This window comes from Streptomyces sp. NPDC048600 (assembly GCF_055587025.1).
Window position 1 is genome coordinate 179,021 of the sequence record NZ_JBVJGZ010000015.1, and the last position, 15,721, is coordinate 194,741.

At 74.3% G+C, this 15,721-nt stretch carries 9 protein-coding genes and 1 pseudogene; 8 read left to right on the plus strand and 2 right to left on the minus strand.

Translation table 11 applies throughout. The features are described 5' to 3' along the window. The 8 genes from nusA to ACZ6SQ_RS21630 all read left to right on the plus strand — a co-directional run bounded on the left by nusA (position 1) and on the right by ACZ6SQ_RS21630 (position 11,590). A complete protein-coding gene (gene nusA, locus ACZ6SQ_RS21595) occupies positions 1-987 on the plus strand; it encodes a transcription termination factor NusA (RefSeq protein WP_386377960.1) in 987 nt (328 codons plus the stop codon). Positions 988-1,077: 90 nt separating this feature from the next. Next, positions 1,078-1,374: a YlxR family protein gene (locus tag ACZ6SQ_RS21600; RefSeq protein ID WP_386377959.1), complete on the plus strand. Its 297-nt coding sequence runs from the start codon at positions 1,078-1,080 to the stop codon at positions 1,372-1,374. A gap of 147 nt (positions 1,375-1,521) precedes the next feature. Further along, positions 1,522-4,605, plus strand: coding sequence for a translation initiation factor IF-2 (gene infB / locus ACZ6SQ_RS21605; RefSeq protein WP_469564441.1), 3,084 nt, complete (start codon positions 1,522-1,524; stop codon positions 4,603-4,605). A 134-nt stretch (positions 4,606-4,739) separates the two neighbouring features. Beyond that, positions 4,740-5,033, plus strand: coding sequence for a DUF503 domain-containing protein (locus ACZ6SQ_RS21610; RefSeq protein WP_386377957.1), 294 nt, complete (start codon positions 4,740-4,742; stop codon positions 5,031-5,033). 33 nt (positions 5,034-5,066) lie between these two features. After that, positions 5,067-5,522: a 30S ribosome-binding factor RbfA gene (rbfA, locus tag ACZ6SQ_RS21615; RefSeq protein ID WP_386377956.1), complete on the plus strand. Its 456-nt coding sequence runs from the start codon at positions 5,067-5,069 to the stop codon at positions 5,520-5,522. Further along, the gene (truB, locus tag ACZ6SQ_RS21620) at positions 5,519-6,424 is read left to right on the plus strand and encodes a tRNA pseudouridine(55) synthase TruB (protein ID WP_469564446.1); all 906 of its coding nucleotides are present in this window, start codon (positions 5,519-5,521) and stop codon (positions 6,422-6,424) included. Before rbfA ends, truB begins: the two co-directional genes overlap by 4 nt. A gap of 296 nt (positions 6,425-6,720) precedes the next feature. Then, complete coding sequence (locus tag ACZ6SQ_RS21625) at positions 6,721-10,512, plus strand: trypsin-like peptidase domain-containing protein (RefSeq protein WP_469564448.1); 3,792 nt, start codon at positions 6,721-6,723, stop codon at positions 10,510-10,512. A gap of 130 nt (positions 10,513-10,642) precedes the next feature. Continuing rightward, positions 10,643-11,590, plus strand: coding sequence for a bifunctional riboflavin kinase/FAD synthetase (locus tag ACZ6SQ_RS21630; protein WP_469564450.1), 948 nt, complete (start codon positions 10,643-10,645; stop codon positions 11,588-11,590). A 70-nt stretch (positions 11,591-11,660) separates the two neighbouring features. Here ACZ6SQ_RS21630 and ACZ6SQ_RS21635 read toward each other — a convergent pair whose 3' ends face one another. Both ACZ6SQ_RS21635 and ACZ6SQ_RS21640 read right to left on the minus strand, forming a co-directional pair. After that, positions 11,661-14,606 carry a MinD/ParA family ATP-binding protein gene (locus ACZ6SQ_RS21635; RefSeq protein WP_469564488.1) on the minus strand — a complete coding sequence of 982 codons (2,946 nt, stop codon included), beginning with the start codon at positions 14,604-14,606 and terminating at the stop codon, positions 11,661-11,663. 786 nt (positions 14,607-15,392) lie between these two features. Further along, a pseudogene (locus ACZ6SQ_RS21640) lies at positions 15,393-15,521 on the minus strand (SCO5717 family growth-regulating ATPase); the annotation flags it as partial. Positions 15,522-15,721 lie beyond the last annotated feature (200 nt).

Sequence of the window (15,721 nt, forward strand, 5' to 3'; positions counted from 1 at the left end):
GTGGACATCGACATGAGCGCCCTGCGGGGCTTGGTCAGGGAGAAGGAGATCTCCTTCTCCCTGCTGGTCGAGGCGATCGAATCGGCCCTCCTCATCGCCTACCACCGCACCGAGGGAAGCCGCCGACACGCGCGCGTGGAGCTCAACCGGGAGACCGGACATGTGACCGTGTGGGCGAAGGAGGACCCCGAGGACCTGGAGCCCGGTCAGGAGCCCCGGGAGTTCGACGACACCCCGTCCGGCTTCGGCCGGATCGCCGCGACGACCGCCAAGCAGGTGATCCTTCAGCGTCTGCGCGACGCCGAGGACGACGCCACGCTCGGCGAGTACGCGGGCCGTGAGGGCGACATCGTCACCGGTGTGGTGCAGCAGGGCCGCGACCCGAAGAACGTGCTGGTCGACATCGGCAAGCTGGAGGCCATCCTGCCGGTGCAGGAGCAGGTGCCGGGCGAGACGTACCCGCACGGCATGCGGCTGCGCAGTTACGTCGTCCGGGTGGCGAAGGGTGTGCGCGGTCCGTCCGTCACCCTTTCGCGTACGCATCCCGCTCTGGTGAAGAAGCTCTTCGCCCTGGAGGTGCCGGAGATCGCGGACGGCTCGGTGGAGATCGCCGCCATCGCCCGCGAGGCCGGCCACCGCACCAAGATCGCCGTACGGTCCACCCGTTCGGGCCTGAACGCCAAGGGCGCCTGCATCGGCCCCATGGGCGGCCGGGTGCGCAATGTGATGGGCGAGCTGAACGGCGAGAAGATCGACATCGTCGACTGGTCGGACGACCCCGCGGAGATGGTGGCCAACGCCCTGTCCCCGGCCCGGGTCTCCAAGGTCGAGGTCGTGGACCTGGCGGCCCGCTCCGCGCGGGTGACCGTGCCGGACTACCAGCTGTCGCTGGCGATCGGCAAGGAGGGGCAGAACGCCCGCCTGGCCGCCCGCCTCACCGGCTGGCGGATCGACATCCGGCCCGACACCGAGCAGCCCGGGGAATAGTTCCCGGCCGCACGCCGCTGAGATCACGACAACAGCCGTTCGATTCTTGCCCCAAAAGGGTGAGGTCGGCACGGGGAGGTAGACTTAACTGTGTCTGGCCGGACGCACGCCCGCGCATGCCCTGAACGCACCTGTGTGGGATGTCGGGAGCGAGCGGCCAAGACCGGTCTGCTGCGCATCGTGGCGATCAAGGACGAATGCGTCCCTGATCCACGCGGTACGCTGCCCGGCCGGGGTGCTTATGTGCACCCCGCCCTCGTCTGTCTCGACCAGGCGGTCCGCCGCCGGGCGTTCACGCGGGCACTGCGCGCCCCGTCAGCGCTCGACACAAAGGCGTTGCGCCGATACGTGGAGCAGACGATCGTTGCCGAGCAGGCAACACCGTAAGACGTGCCGTACGGAACACCCCGTGCGGCCTGGTACCTCGCGAGTCGAAAGCAGGTCGAGATTGCGATGAGCACTCGATGAGTACGCGATGAGTACGCCCATGAACTAGCGACGGTCCGGCCGCAACCCGGACCTCAAAGGAGCGAAGTGGCTAAGGTCCGGGTCTACGAACTCGCCAAGGAGTTCGGCGTTGAGAGCAAGGTCGTCATGGCCAAGCTCCAGGAACTCGGTGAATTCGTCCGATCGGCGTCCTCGACGATCGAGGCGCCCGTTGTACGCAAACTGACTGACGCCTTCCAGGGCGGCGGCAAGTCCGCCGCGCCCAGGAAGGCCGCCCCCAAGCCCGCCGCGCCCTCTCCGGCGCAGGCGGCCCGTCCGGCTGCTCCCAGGCCGGCGGCCCCCAAGCCCGCTGCGGCCCCGCCCGCGGCTCCGGCGGCTCCCGCGGCTCCCGCCGCGCAGGCGCCGGCTCCCGGTCCGCGTCCGACGCCGGGCCCGAAGCCCGCGCCGCGTCCGGCCCCGGCTGCCCCGGAGTTCACCGCTCCGCCGGCCGCCCCGGCTGCTCCGGCCGCTTCGGCCGCTCCGGCTCCGGCCGCCGCCCAGGCCCCGCGTCCCGCGGGTCGTCCGGGTGCGCCGAAGCCCGGCGCCCGTCCGTCCGGCCCCGGTCAGGGCCAGGCGGGTCGTCCGGGTCAGGGTGGTCCCCGTGCCGGTGGCCAGGCCCCCCGTCCGGGCGGTGCCCGTCCGGCCGGTCCGCGTCCGGGCAACAACCCCTTCACCTCCGGTGGCAACGCCGGTATGGCGCGCCCGCAGGCGCCCCGTCCGCAGGGCGCTCCGCGTCCCGGCGGCCAGGGTGCTCCCGGTGGCGGCGGTCCTCGTCCGCAGGCGCCCGGCGCCCAGGGCGGCGGTCCTCGTCCCCAGGCTCCCGGCGGCCCGCGTCCCACTCCGGGCTCCATGCCGCGTCCGCAGGGCGGTCCCCGTCCCGGCGGCGGCCCCGGCGGCCCGCGTCCCAACCCCGGCATGATGCCGCAGCGTCCGGCTGCCGGCCCGCGTCCCGGTGGCGGTGGCCCCGGCGGCCGCGGTCCCGGCGGTGGCGGTCGTCCCGGTGGCGGTGGCGGTCGTCCCGGCGGTGGCGGCGGCTTCGCGGGTCGTCCCGGTGGCGGTGGCGGCGGTTTCGCCGGCCGTCCCGGCGGTCCCGGTGGCGGCGGTGGCGGTTTCGCCGGTCGTCCCGGTGGCCCGGGTGCCGGTGCCGGCGGCGGTGGCCGTCCCGGCTTCGGCGGCCGTCCCGGTGGTCCCGGTGGCCGTGGTGGCACGCAGGGCGCCTTCGGCCGTCCCGGTGGTCCCGCGCGTCGTGGCCGCAAGTCGAAGCGGCAGAGGCGCCAGGAGTACGAGGCCATGCAGGCCCCGTCGGTCGGCGGCGTGATGCTGCCTCGCGGCAACGGCGAGAGCATTCGCCTGTCGCGCGGTGCGTCGCTCACCGACTTCGCGGAGAAGATCAACGCCAACCCGGCGTCGCTCGTCGCGGTCATGATGAACCTCGGCGAGATGGTCACCGCGACCCAGTCCGTCTCCGACGAGACCCTCCAGCTCCTCGCGGACGAGATGAACTACACGGTTCAGATCGTCAGCCCGGAGGAGGAGGACCGCGAGCTGCTCGAGTCCTTCGACATCGAGTTCGGCGAGGACGAGGGCGACGAGGAAGACCTGGTCGTGCGTCCGCCGGTCGTGACCGTCATGGGTCACGTCGACCACGGTAAGACCCGACTGCTCGACGCCATCCGCAAGACGAACGTCATCGCGGGCGAGGCCGGCGGCATCACCCAGCACATCGGTGCCTACCAGGTCTCCACCGAGGTCAACGCCGAAGAGCGCAAGATCACCTTCATCGACACCCCGGGTCACGAGGCGTTCACCGCCATGCGTGCCCGTGGTGCGAAGTCGACCGACATCGCGATCCTGGTCGTCGCGGCCAACGACGGCGTCATGCCGCAGACGGTCGAGGCGCTCAACCACGCCAAGGCGGCCGACGTCCCGATCGTCGTCGCGGTCAACAAGATCGACGTCGAGGGTGCCGACCCGACCAAGGTGCGCGGTCAGCTGACCGAGTACGGCCTGGTGGCCGAGGAGTACGGCGGCGACACCATGTTCGTCGACATCTCCGCCAAGCAGGGTCTGCACATCGACTCGCTGCTGGAGGCCGTGGTCCTCACGGCCGACGCCTCGCTCGACCTGCGGGCCAACCCGAACCAGGACGCGCAGGGCATCTCGATCGAGTCCCGTCTCGACCGCGGCCGTGGTGCCGTGGCGACGGTCCTCGTCCAGCGAGGCACGCTGCGGGTCGGCGACACGATGGTCGTGGGCGACGCCTACGGCCGAGTGCGCGCCATGCTCGACGACAACGGCAACAACGTCGCCGAGGCCGGCCCCTCGACGCCGGTCCAGGTCCTCGGCCTGACCAACGTCCCGGGTGCGGGCGACAACTTCCTGGTGGTCGACGAGGACCGTACGGCCCGTCAGATCGCCGAGAAGCGCGCCGCCCGTGAGCGCAACGCCGCGTTCGCCAAGCGCACGCGCCGTGTGTCGCTGGAGGACCTGGACAAGGTGCTCAAGGCCGGCGAGGTCCAGCAGCTGAACCTGATCATCAAGGGTGACGCGTCTGGTTCCGTCGAGGCGCTCGAGTCCTCCCTGCTCCAGCTGGACGTCGGCGAAGAGGTCGACATCCGCGTCCTGCACCGCGGTGTCGGTGCGGTCACGGAGTCGGACATCGACCTGGCGATGGGCTCCGACGCCATCGTGATCGGCTTCAACGTCCGTGCGGCCGGCCGCGCGGCGCAGATGGCCGAGCGCGAGGGCGTGGACGTCCGGTACTACTCGGTCATCTACCAGGCGATCGAGGAGATCGAGGCGGCCCTCAAGGGCATGCTCAAGCCGGAGTACGAGGAGGTCGAGCTCGGCACGGCGGAGATCCGCGAGGTCTTCAAGTCGTCCAAGCTGGGCAACATCGCCGGTGTGCTCATCCGGTCGGGCGAGGTCAAGCGCAACACCAAGGCGCGCCTCATCCGCGACGGCAAGGTGGTCGCGGAGAACCTCAACATCGAGGGCCTGCGTCGCTTCAAGGACGACGTCACCGAGATCCGCGAAGGCTACGAGGGCGGTATCAACCTCGGAAACTTCAACGACATCAAGGTCGACGACGTCATCGCGACGTACGAGATGCGCGAGAAGCCGCGCGTGTGACCTGACACGCGACCGGGGCCGGTCGGCGGAGAATATTTCCGTCGATCGGCCCCGGCCGTTGCGTGTACGGTTCCCGTATCGGCGCCGCGCTGAGGCGCCCGTACCCCGAACCGGCGGGACATCCGGACACACACATGTATGTGGGGACTCTGTCCTTCGATCTGCTCCTCGGCGACGTCCACTCGCTCAAGGAGAAGCGCTCCCTGGTCCGTCCGATCGTCGCCGAGCTCCAGCGGAAGTACGCGGTGAGCGCGGCCGAGACCGGCCACCAGGACCTCCACCGCAGGGCCGAGATCGGGCTCGCGTACGTCTCGGGGGACGCGGGACATCTCGGAGACGTGCTGGACCGCTGCGAGCGGCTGGTGGCCGCACGGCCCGAGGTGGAACTGCTCTCGGTTCGACGCAGACTCCACAGCGACGAAGACTGAAGCAAGAAGCAAGACACTTAAGGAGACGGACCAGTGGCCGACAACGCGCGGGCTAAGAGGCTGGCGGACCTCATCCGAGAGGTGGTGGCCCAGAAGCTCCAGCGCGGGATCAAGGACCCGCGGCTCGGCTCGCACGTCACCATCACGGACACCCGGGTCACCGGGGATCTGCGGGAGGCGACCGTCTTCTACACCGTGTACGGGGACGACGAGGAGCGCGCCGCCGCCGCGGCGGGCCTGGAGAGCGCCAAGGGCATCCTGCGCTCCGAGGTCGGACGCGCGGCCGGGGTGAAGTTCACGCCCACCCTGACCTTCGTCGCGGACGCCCTGCCGGACACCGCGCGCACCATCGAGGACCTCCTCGACAAGGCGCGCCAGTCCGACGCCAAGGTGCGCGAGGCGTCCGCGGGCGCCGCGTACGCGGGTGAAGCGGACCCGTACAGGAAGCCGGGCGAAGAGGACGACGAGACGGACGACGCCGCCGAATGAGCAAGCAGCACAACACGCCCGACGGCCTTGTCATCGTCGACAAGCCGTCGGGCTTCACCTCGCACGACGTCGTCGCCAAGATGCGCGGCATCGCCCGCACCCGGCGCGTCGGCCACGCCGGCACGCTCGACCCCATGGCGACCGGCGTCCTCGTCCTCGGTGTGGAGCGCGCGACCAAGCTCCTCGGGCACCTCGCCCTCACCGAGAAGGAGTACCTCGGCACGATCCGGCTCGGCCAGACGACCGTCACCGACGACGCCGAGGGCGAGATCACCGCGTCCGCCGACGCCTCCGGGGTGACCCGGGAGGCCGTCGACGCCGGGATCGCCAAGCTGTCCGGCGACATCATGCAGGTGCCGTCCAAGGTCAGCGCCATCAAGATCGACGGCGTGCGCTCCTACAAGCGGGCGCGCGAGGGCGAGGACTTCGAGATCCCGGCCCGCCCGGTCACCGTCTCGTCCTTCGCGGTGTACGACGTGCGCGACGCGGTCGCCGAGGACGGCACCCCCGTGCTCGACCTGGTCGTGTCGGTGGTCTGCTCCTCCGGCACCTACATCCGCGCCCTCGCCCGCGACCTGGGCGCCGACCTCGGCGTCGGCGGTCACCTCACGGCCCTGCGCCGCACCCGGGTGGGCCCGTACAAGCTGGACTCGGCCAGGACGCTCGACCAGCTCCAGCAGGAGCTGACGGTCATGCCGGTCGCCGAGGCGGCCACGGCCGCGTTCCCGCGCTGGGACATCGACGCCAAGCGCGCCCGGCTGCTGCTGAACGGCGTACGGCTGGAGATGCCGGACGAGTACACCGGCTCCGGTCCCGTGGCGGTGTTCGACCCCGAGGGGCGCTTCCTGGTGCTCGTCGAGGAGCACAAGGGCAAGGCGAAGAGCCTGGCCGTCTTCGGCTGACCCCGCCGAGCGGCTCGGCCGGGTGCCCGGACGACAGGGCGCCGGCCGAGCGTGCCCGGGCGGCGCCCGTGGAGCGGCGGTCAGGAGGCTTCCTGCCGACGCTCCACGGTCCCCCCTCGGTTTCCCCCACCTCCTAGGGTTGTCCGGCCCGCCCCGTCCATTCACCCGTCCGGGCAGGCGCTCGAAGTGAACCGAGGGAGTGCAGGGGGGCGCGTTCGCCGCGCGATCTGTCCGCCCGATCACCGCGCCCCTACCGTCGAGGACAGGGCACGCGCGCGAGGCGGGGAGATTCGACCATGGCGGCAGGGGGCCGGCGGGCCGACAGCGCGCCGGACGGGGCACCGGGTGAGCCGTACGGGGACGACGGACAGGCGCCGCCGTCTCCCGGCACCGCCCGCGACGACGTCCTCGTCCAGGTGCACGACCTGGCCGGACGGCCACGCGGCCTCGGCTTCCTCGCCGACCACCACGGCACCCTGATCACCAGCCACGAGGCCGTCGACGGCCTGCGGCGCCTCGTGCTGCGCGCCGGTCGGGGCCGGTCCTGCGTGGTCGCCGCCGAGGCCGTCACCCCCCTGCCCGCGCAGGACCTGGCCCTCGTACGCACCCAGGGGCTCGGGGTGGACCCGCTCCCCGTCACCGTCCGGGACCGCGTCGACGCCGGGACGTACGTCCGGCTCGCCGCGGGCTGCTGGCGCGAGGCCCGGCTGCTGGGCGCGACCCGCGTGACGTACACGGCCACCGACCGCTTCCACGTCCTGCACGACGCCCTGGAGCTCGCGATCGGCACCGCGGGCCGGGACGCGCTCAGGCTCGGCGGGGGAGCGGCCGGCGGCCCCGTGCTGGACGCAGTGACCGGCACGGTGATCGGTGTGCTCGGCACCGCCCTGCGGCACGACGGGCGCGACGCGGGCTTCGCCGTCCCGCTGCGGCCCGCCCCGGACGGTCCGCTCGCCGGCCTCCTCGCCAGGAACGCGGCCACCGTGCCCGCCTACGGCGCCGACCTCAACCTCGCGGGCGTCCTCGAACTCACCGCCACCTCCGTCGGCTCCGACGGCCCGCCCGCCGCGCTCGCGGGCCACGCCCCCGGCACCGGCACGGCCGAACCCGTCGAACGGGCCGTCACGGCCGCGGAGTTCGCCGCCTTCGACCGGGGCCCGGCCGCCGTCTTCGGCCTCGTGGGAGCGCCCGGCAGCGGCCGTACGACGGAACTGACGGCACTCGCCGCGCGCAGGCACCGCGGCCCCGAACCCGCCCCGAGCCTGTGGCTGCGGGGCGCGGACCTGCGGGACACGGACATCTCGGTGGCCGACGCCGTACGCCGCACCCTCACCCGGGCCGCCCGCATCCTGCACGCCTCCGCCACCGGCTTCACCGCCGGGCTCGACGGCACCACCCCGGAACAGCTGGCCCGAGCGGCCCGTGCGGCCGGCCGGCCCCTGCTGCTCCTCCTGGACGGGCCCGAGGAGATGCCGCCCGTGCTGGCCCACCGGCTGCCGGCGTGGACCGAGGGCACGGCCGAGTGGCTGCGCGACACGGGCGCGCGGCTGGTGGTGGCCTGCCGGGCGGAGTACTGGGAGAGCGCGGGGGCGGAGTTTCCGCCGCACATGCTGCACGGGGTGGGCGCGGAGCCCGGGGGGCCGTCCGGATGTGCCGACACCCCGGTGCCGTCCGGAGGTGCCGACATCACCGTGCCGTCCGCCCGCGCGGGCGGCGAGCGGCTCACCCCCGATGCCCCGAGGCCCACCGCCGACACGGACACCGACCTCGACACCGACAGAGCCTCCGGCCCCGATGCCGACGAGCCACCCGCCGGCGCCCACGCCGAAGCGCCGCCCCCCGCCCCCGAGGAACCGCGGCTCCCGCCCTGCCTCCGCCTGGGCGATCTCACCGCCGACGAGGCACACCTGGCGCGAGAGCGCTACGGCATCCCCGAAGGAGCCCTCACCGAGACCGACGCCCGGCACCCGCTGACCCTGCGCCTGCTGTCCGAGGTACGGGCCGCACTGCCCGACGCCCCGGCCCCGAGAGCCGACCGGGACGACGTCCTCGCCGCCTGGCTGGACCTGATGTGCCTGCGCGTGGCCGTCCGGCTCGCCGCCGAGAACGGGCTGCGCGGCACGGCCGTACGGCGGCTCGCCGCGCGGGTGGCCGGGCAGGTGCACGAGGCGGCCCGGCGCAGCCTCGGCCCCGGACAGGGCGAACTGGACCGCGCGTCCTTCGAGGCGGTCTTCCCCTGGGGACCCGCCCCCGCCCGGCTCGGCGGCGGCACCGGCTGGGCCTCGGCCGTGCTCACCGAGGGCCTGCTCGTGCCGGCCGGCGGCGGCTACCGCTTCGCCCACGAGGAACTCGCCGACTGGATCCAGGGCACCCACCTCGACCTCGACGAGGCCCTGCGCGCCCTGGTGCACCGCCGCCGTGACCCGCGCACCGCCCGCCCCGTCGTCCCGGTACCGCGCCACCGCGTCGGACCGGTCGTCCAGGCCCTGCTGCTGCTCGCCCGTCAGCACGGCACGGACCGGCTCGCCGCGAAACTCGACGAGCTGGCGCACGCCCTGGACGCCGACCCGGACTCCTGGTGGGCCGCCCGGCTGTTCACCGAGACCCTGCTGCGCGTGCCGGACGCCACTCCGTACACGCCGGTGCTGCGGCTGCTCGCCGACAGCGTCGTCGACTGGCGGCGCCAAGGGCGGCCCGTGCCGGGGGAGTTCGGGCCCGGCTTCTGGACCGCGCTGCCACTGGCCGACACCGGCCGCTTCGACCTGCTGCGCCGCCTGGTCCTCGCGGACCCCGCCCCGGCCGAACAGGACAGCGGCACCGGCGACCGGTACCTGGACGCGACGGCACGGCTGCTCGCCGCGGACACCACCGCCGTACAGCCGCAGCTGATTCGCTGGTTCGACGACGAACGGCCGCTGCCCGCGACCCCGCACGCCACCGTCGCCCGGGCCGCGCAGGCACTGCTGCACACGCACCGGCACCGGGCGCTGGACGATCTCACCGAACTGCTCGTCGACGCCGCGCACCGGCGCGGGGACGAACTGCTCGCCGTACTGGCGGAGGACGAGCCGTCGGCCGTGTGCCGGGCCGTCGACCGCTGGGCGCACGACGAACGCCCCGCGCGGCGGGTCGCGGCCGTCACCTACGGCCTCGCCGCCGCCCCGCACGTGCGCACCGACGCCGACCGCGCCCTGCTGCGCTACGCCGCCCTCGCGCTCCTCACCCGCCCCGCCGACAGCCCGCTGCACGGCGGCGCGCTCGGCCTCCTCGTCCGCGACCCCTGCACCCGCGCCCAGCATCTCCCGCAGGCCCTCGGCCACTTCGCCGCGGGCGACCCCCATCTGCCGCCGAGCGCCCTCCTCGCCGCGCTGAACACCCACCCGGAGGCGGTGCTCGCGGCCTTCCAGGCCCGCCTGGGGACCCAGGGCGAGCACCCGTACGCGCTCGGCGGCGAAGGCTCCTGCGCCGCCCGTCCCGTACCGCGGCATCCGCCCGCCGACGCCGGCGAGGCCCTGCGCGCCCTCGCGGACGTGACCACCCCCGGCCTGGCCCGCCGGGTGGCCGCGCTGGTGCGGGAGGTCGTCGAGGCGCGGCCCGAGACCGCCGGGCACTTCGCCGCGTACGCCGACCTGCGCCTCGACCAGGGCCCCGAGGTACGCGCGGTGCTGCTGCCCCTGCTCACCGGGCTCCTGGACGACGGCCCCGAGCCGGTACGGGCCGCCCTCGCCGGGGTGATCGCGACACCCGGGAACCCCGCCTCCCGCCCGCTGCGCGCCGAGCTGTGCGAGTTCCTGCTGTCCCGCGAGCGCGACCCGGCCGTACTCGACGCCCTGCTGCGCGCCGCGGCCCCGCACGGCGGCGACGGCCTGCGCGACCTCGTCCACCGCCTCGGCCCGCTGTTCGTCCGCACCCCCGAGGGCGCCACCCGCTACGACCGTGCCCTCGTCGACCTGGGCCGCCATCTGCCCGGCTTCGCCGCACGGGTCACCGGATGGCTGACCGAGGCTCCCGAGGACTGGTCGGGCGTGATCGGCCCGGCCACCAGACGCATGATCGAGAACCTCGCGGGTGCCGTCGTATCCGCATGATCACGTTTCGTCACGTGCGAACTGTCACAGGATCGATGCCGGTGCCTGCCCCGGCGACCCGGCATGGCACCCTTAGACCTGCAGAAGAAGCATCCGTAAGAGTCAGACACGGGTTCGAGGAGCGGTCACAGTGCAGCGCTGGCGTGGCTTGGAGGACATCCCCCAGGACTGGGGGCGCAGCGTCGTCACCATCGGCTCCTACGACGGAGTCCACCGCGGGCATCAACTCATCATCAGGCATGCCGTGGACCGCGCCCGCGAACTGGGCGTGCCCACGGTGCTCGTCACCTTCGACCCGCACCCCAGCGAGGTCGTCCGTCCCGGCAGCCATCCGCCGCTGCTCGCCCCGCACCACCGCCGCGCCGAACTGATCGCGGAACTGGGCGTGGACGCGGTGCTGATCCTGCCCTTCACGGCCGAGTTCTCGAAGTTGTCGCCCGCCGACTTCGTGGCCAAGGTGCTGGTGGACAAGCTGCACGCGAAGGCCGTCGTCGAGGGCCCCAACTTCCGTTTCGGGCACAAGGCCGCGGGTGACGTGGACTTCCTGGCCGAGCAGGGCCGGACGTTCGACTTCGAGGTCGAGATCGTCGAGCTGTACGTCAGCGGCAACGCGGGCGGTGGCGAGGCCTTCTCCTCGTCCCTGACGCGGCGTCTGGTCGGCGAGGGCGACGTGGAGGGCGCAGGCGAGATCCTCGGCCGCCCGCACCGGGTGGAGGGTGTCGTCGTGCGCGGCGCCCAGCGAGGCCGTGAAATGGGCTTCCCGACGGCCAACGTCGAGACGCTCCCGCACACGGCCATCCCGGCCGACGGCGTCTACGCGGGCTGGCTGCACGTCGAGGGCGAGGCCATGCCGGCCGCGATCTCCGTCGGCACCAACCCGCAGTTCGACGGCACCGAGCGGACGGTCGAGGCGTACGCCATCGACCGCGTGGGCCTCGATCTGTACGGCCTGCACGTCGCGGTCGACTTCCTGTCCTTCGTGCGCGGCCAGGCCAAGTTCGACTCCCTGGAGGGCCTGCTGGAGCAGATGGCGGCCGATGTGAAGAAGTGCCGGGAGCTGATCGCCGCCGCGGAGTGACATCCGCTCCCACGACGCCGAAGGGCGGCCGGTGCCTCACGGGGCACCGGCCGCCCTTCGGCTTTGCGGCCTACTGCTGCGGCGGCTGGGGCGGGTACGGCTGCCCGGGCTGCTGCGGCGGATACGGCTGGCCCTGCTGGTAGGGCTGCCCCGGCTGCGGCTGCGGCTGCGGCTGTGCCTGCGGCGGCTGCTGCTGCGGGTAGGGCTGGGCGTAGGGCTGGCCGGGCTGGGGCGCCTGCGGAACCTGGGGCGCCTGAGGTGCCTGGGGCTGCTGCGGCGCGTAGGGCTGGCCCGGCTGGGGTGCCTGCGGGTACGCGCCGCCCGCCGGGGGCTGCTGCGGGTAGGCCTCGCCCGGCTGTGGCTGCGGCTGCTGCGGGTACGGCTGTCCGGGCAGGGGCTGGCCGGGCATCGGCGGGGCGACGACCGGCGGCGGGTTGCCGTCGTTGGTCCACAGTCCGTGCGCCTGCTGGTGGCGGGTGAAGTCCTCGGCGACCATCGCCGCCAGGTTGAAGTACGACTCCCGCACCTTGGGCCGCATCATGTCGAGGTCGACCTCGGCACCGGCCGCCAGGTGCTCGTCGAACGGCACGACGACGACACCGCGGCAGCGGGTCTCGAAGTGCGCGACGATGTCGTCGACCTTGATCATCTTGCCGGTCTCGCGGACCCCGGAGATGACCGTGATCGAGCGCGACACGAGATCGGCGTACCCGTGCGCGGACAGCCAGTCCAGCGTGGTGCTGGCGCTTGAGGCACCGTCCACGGACGGCGTCGAGATGATGATGAGCTGGTCGGCGAGGTCCAGCACTCCGCGCATGGCGCTGTAGAGCAGACCCGTGCCGGAGTCCGTGAGGATGATCGGGTACTGCCTGCCCAGCACGTCGATCGCGCGCCGGTAGTCCTCGTCGTTGAACGTCGTGGACACGGCCGGGTCGACGTCGTTGGCGATGATCTCCAGACCGGACGAGGCCTGGGAGGTGAACCGCCGGATGTCCATGTACGAGTTGAGGTACGGGATCGCCTGCACCAGGTCGCGGATCGTCGCCCCGGTCTCCCGCCGCACGCGGCGCCCGAGCGTACCGGCGTCCGGGTTGGCGTCGATCGCGAGGATCTTGTCCTGCCGCTCGCTGGCCAGCGTGGAGCCGAGCGCGGTGGTGGTCGTCGTCTTGCCGACACCGCCCTTGAGGCTGATGACCGCGATCCGGTAGCAGGAGAGCACTGGAGTGCGGATCAGCTGCAACTTGCGCTGCCGCTCGGCCTCTTCCTTCTTTCCGCCGATCTTGAAGCGGGAGGGCGCGGCGGCCGGGCGGCCGCTCTTCGCCTTCTGGCGCTTGTTGTTGAGCAGCCGGTCCGAGGACAGCTCCACGGCGGCGGTGTAACCGAGCGGCGCGGCACCGGGGTTGGTGGGCTGGCGCTGATCGTGCTGGATGGGCTGCGGCCAGGCGGCACCGGCGCGGGGGTCGGCGGGAGCCTGGGCCTGCGGCGCGGGGGCCTGGGCCTGCGGCGGCTGGCCGGGGTGCGGCTGGGGCTGGCCCTGCGGCTGCGGCGGCTGTGCTGCCTGAGGGGCCTGCTGCGGCTGCTCCTGGGGGGCGTAGGCCTGGGGGTGCTGGGCTTGCGGGGGGATCGGGGCCGGGGGCTGGGGTTGGGGCTGGGGTGCCTGCTGGGCGGGGGGCTGCTGAGGCATGTCCGCCGGGGCGGGGGCGGGGGCCGCCGGGGCCTGGGGCTGGGGTGCCTGGGCCTGCGGGAAGCCATAGCCGCCGGGGTGGGCGGTGTGATCGGGTGCCGGGGCGCCGGGGTGGGGGAAGCCGTAGCCGCCCTGCGGGCCCGTGGGGGAGGGGGGAGTGGGCTGCGGGGGCGCCTGGGGGGCGGGTGCCGCAGCGGTGGGCGGCTGGGCCGCGGGTGCCGGGGCGCCGGGCTGCGGGAAGCCGTAGCCGCCCTGGGCGCCGGGCGCGGGGGGCTGCGGGAAGCCGTAGCCGGGCTGGGGCGCGGCGGGCGGCTGGTTCCACCCGGCGGGCGCCGGCTGCGGCGCCTGCGGCTGGAACGGCGGCTGCTGGGCGGGCACGGCCGGCTGGTGGTCCTGCGGGGGTACGGCGGGCTGGGGCTGGGGCGCGACCGGGGCAGGCGGCGGGACCTGGGCCTGCGGAGGGACCGGGGCGGGAGGCTGCGCCTGCGGCTGGGCGGGCCACTGCGCGGCAGGGGCCGGGGCGGACGGCTGGTACGGCGGGGGCGGCACGGGAGCCCACTCGGGCGGCGTGATGCCGGGGACGCCCGCGGGGATGCCGGGGGCGGCCTGAGGCGGGAGGCTCCGCGGGACCGCGTCCTGGGGCGTGGTGTCGTGCGGGACGGCGTCTTCAGGGGCAGCGTCCTGCGGGACGGCGTCCTGCGGGATCGCGTCCGACGGCTCGGGCTCGGCGGGGGGCGCGTCCACGGGGACCGCGTCGGAGGGCTCGGTGTCCTCGACGCGGTGGTCCAGGGGCGCGGCGTCCTCGGGCTCGGCGACCGGCGGGGTGTCCTGGGGCTCCTCGTCGGACTCGGCCTCGGACTCGGCCTCGGACTCGGCCAGGGCCGGGCCCGGCTCCGAGTCCGCCTCGGCGACGACAGGCTCGTCGTCCTGGTTCTCGGTGTCGAGGTCGGCGTCCGTGGCGGCGTCGGTGTCGGCCTCGGCCGCTGCCCCTGATACGGCCTCGGGCTCGGCGGAGTCGGCGAGTTCGGTGTCGTCGCCCTCGCCGTCCGGGACGTCCGTGTCCTGGTCGTCGTAGGAGAGACCGGCGTCGGTCAGGTCGTCACCCGAAGGGGCGTCGCCCGTGGGGCTGTTGTCGGAACCGCCGTCCGCGGACTCGCTGTCGGCGGAGGCGCCGGCGTCCGAAGGGCTGTCGTCCGAACGACCGGCGTTCTCCTCGGGCTCGGGCGATTCCTCGTCCGCCACCTCTTCCGAGGGCACCGCATCGGCGTCGGACTCGGGCTCGGGGGCGCGTTCCGCGATCTCCCGCCTCAGGGCCGCTGCGGAGAAGCGCATGGTGGCGCCGCTCTCCAGGTCACCGTTGCCGCCTTCGCCCGACTCCGGCTCCTCGGCGGGTGCCGGGAACCCGCTCACGGCGAAGCTCGGCACCGCGCTCGGTGACGCGGCGTCAGCCTCGGGCGTCTCGGGCGCACTCGGCCGCGTCTGCGGCTCGAACCCGCTCCCGACAGGCAGACGCGGTACGGCGATCGGGCTCCCGGTCGGCGGCGGGAACGCCCCGCCCCCCTCCGGCACGGGCGGCACGTACGGCGCCCCGGGCGCGGGCGAGGCAGCGGCGGGCGGCGTGAACGGCCCCCCAGGCGCGGGAGCGGGCGCAGGAGGAGCAGCGGGGGCAGGCGGCGTGAAGGCCGCCCCCGGCGCAGGAGGCGCGAAAGGCGCCCCGGGCGCCGGCGTCGTGGCCGCCGGCGGCGTGAAGGGAGCCCCCGGCGCAGGCGCAGGCGCAGACGTCGCGGGCGCGGGCGGCGTGAAAGGAGCCCCCGGAGCAACGGCAGGCGGTGCGAACGGCGCCCCGGGCACGGGCGGTACGGGCGGCGCCACCGGCGGAACCGAAGCCGCACCGAACCCGGCCCCGGCGTCGCCACCGAACCCGGCCCCGGCCGAGCTGTCGGCCCCAGCGCTCACGGCTCCCGCACTCGCGGACCCCGCAACCCCCGGCTCAAGGCCCTCCGACGCGCCCGTAGCCCCCGCACCGGCCGCGTCCGCAGCCTCCGCCGCGTCACCGCCCGCCGCGCTCCCCGCGCCCGGCGAGGCCGGCGAACCCGCCGCGTCCCCGGCCGCGTTCTGCGTGTACCAGGCGGGCGGCGCGTAGTCGAGGCTGAACTCGCCCGTCGTCTCGATGGCGGACTCCGCGTCGGGCTGGTCGTCGCCGGGCGTCGCCCAGCCCCCGCGGATCCCGTCCCGATCGCTGCTCACAGTTCCTCCTGGTGTGGTCGGACACCCGCGTGCCGTGCCGGGGCGACCATGTCTCGTCTTCCGAAGCCTTCGAGGCCGTGTCCGAGGTCGTCCGATCCGCCGGCTCTCCCCCTCGGGCCTGCCGCCCGGTCCACGGGGCTGGCGGCACGCCCGGACCCAGCCTAATCACCGTGCGCCGCGCCCCGGCAGGCCCGTCCACC

Excerpts from the sequence above, each read along its gene's own strand:
- ACZ6SQ_RS21635 (WP_469564488.1), bottom strand. The coding sequence starts at position 14,606 with ATGCGCTTCTCCGCAGCGGCCCTGAGGCGGGAGATCGCGGAACGCGCC.
- ACZ6SQ_RS21625 (WP_469564448.1), top strand. The coding sequence starts at position 6,721 with ATGGCGGCAGGGGGCCGGCGGGCCGACAGCGCGCCGGACGGGGCACCG.
- ACZ6SQ_RS21610 (WP_386377957.1), top strand. The coding sequence starts at position 4,740 with ATGTATGTGGGGACTCTGTCCTTCGATCTGCTCCTCGGCGACGTCCAC.
- truB (WP_469564446.1), top strand. The coding sequence starts at position 5,519 with ATGAGCAAGCAGCACAACACGCCCGACGGCCTTGTCATCGTCGACAAG.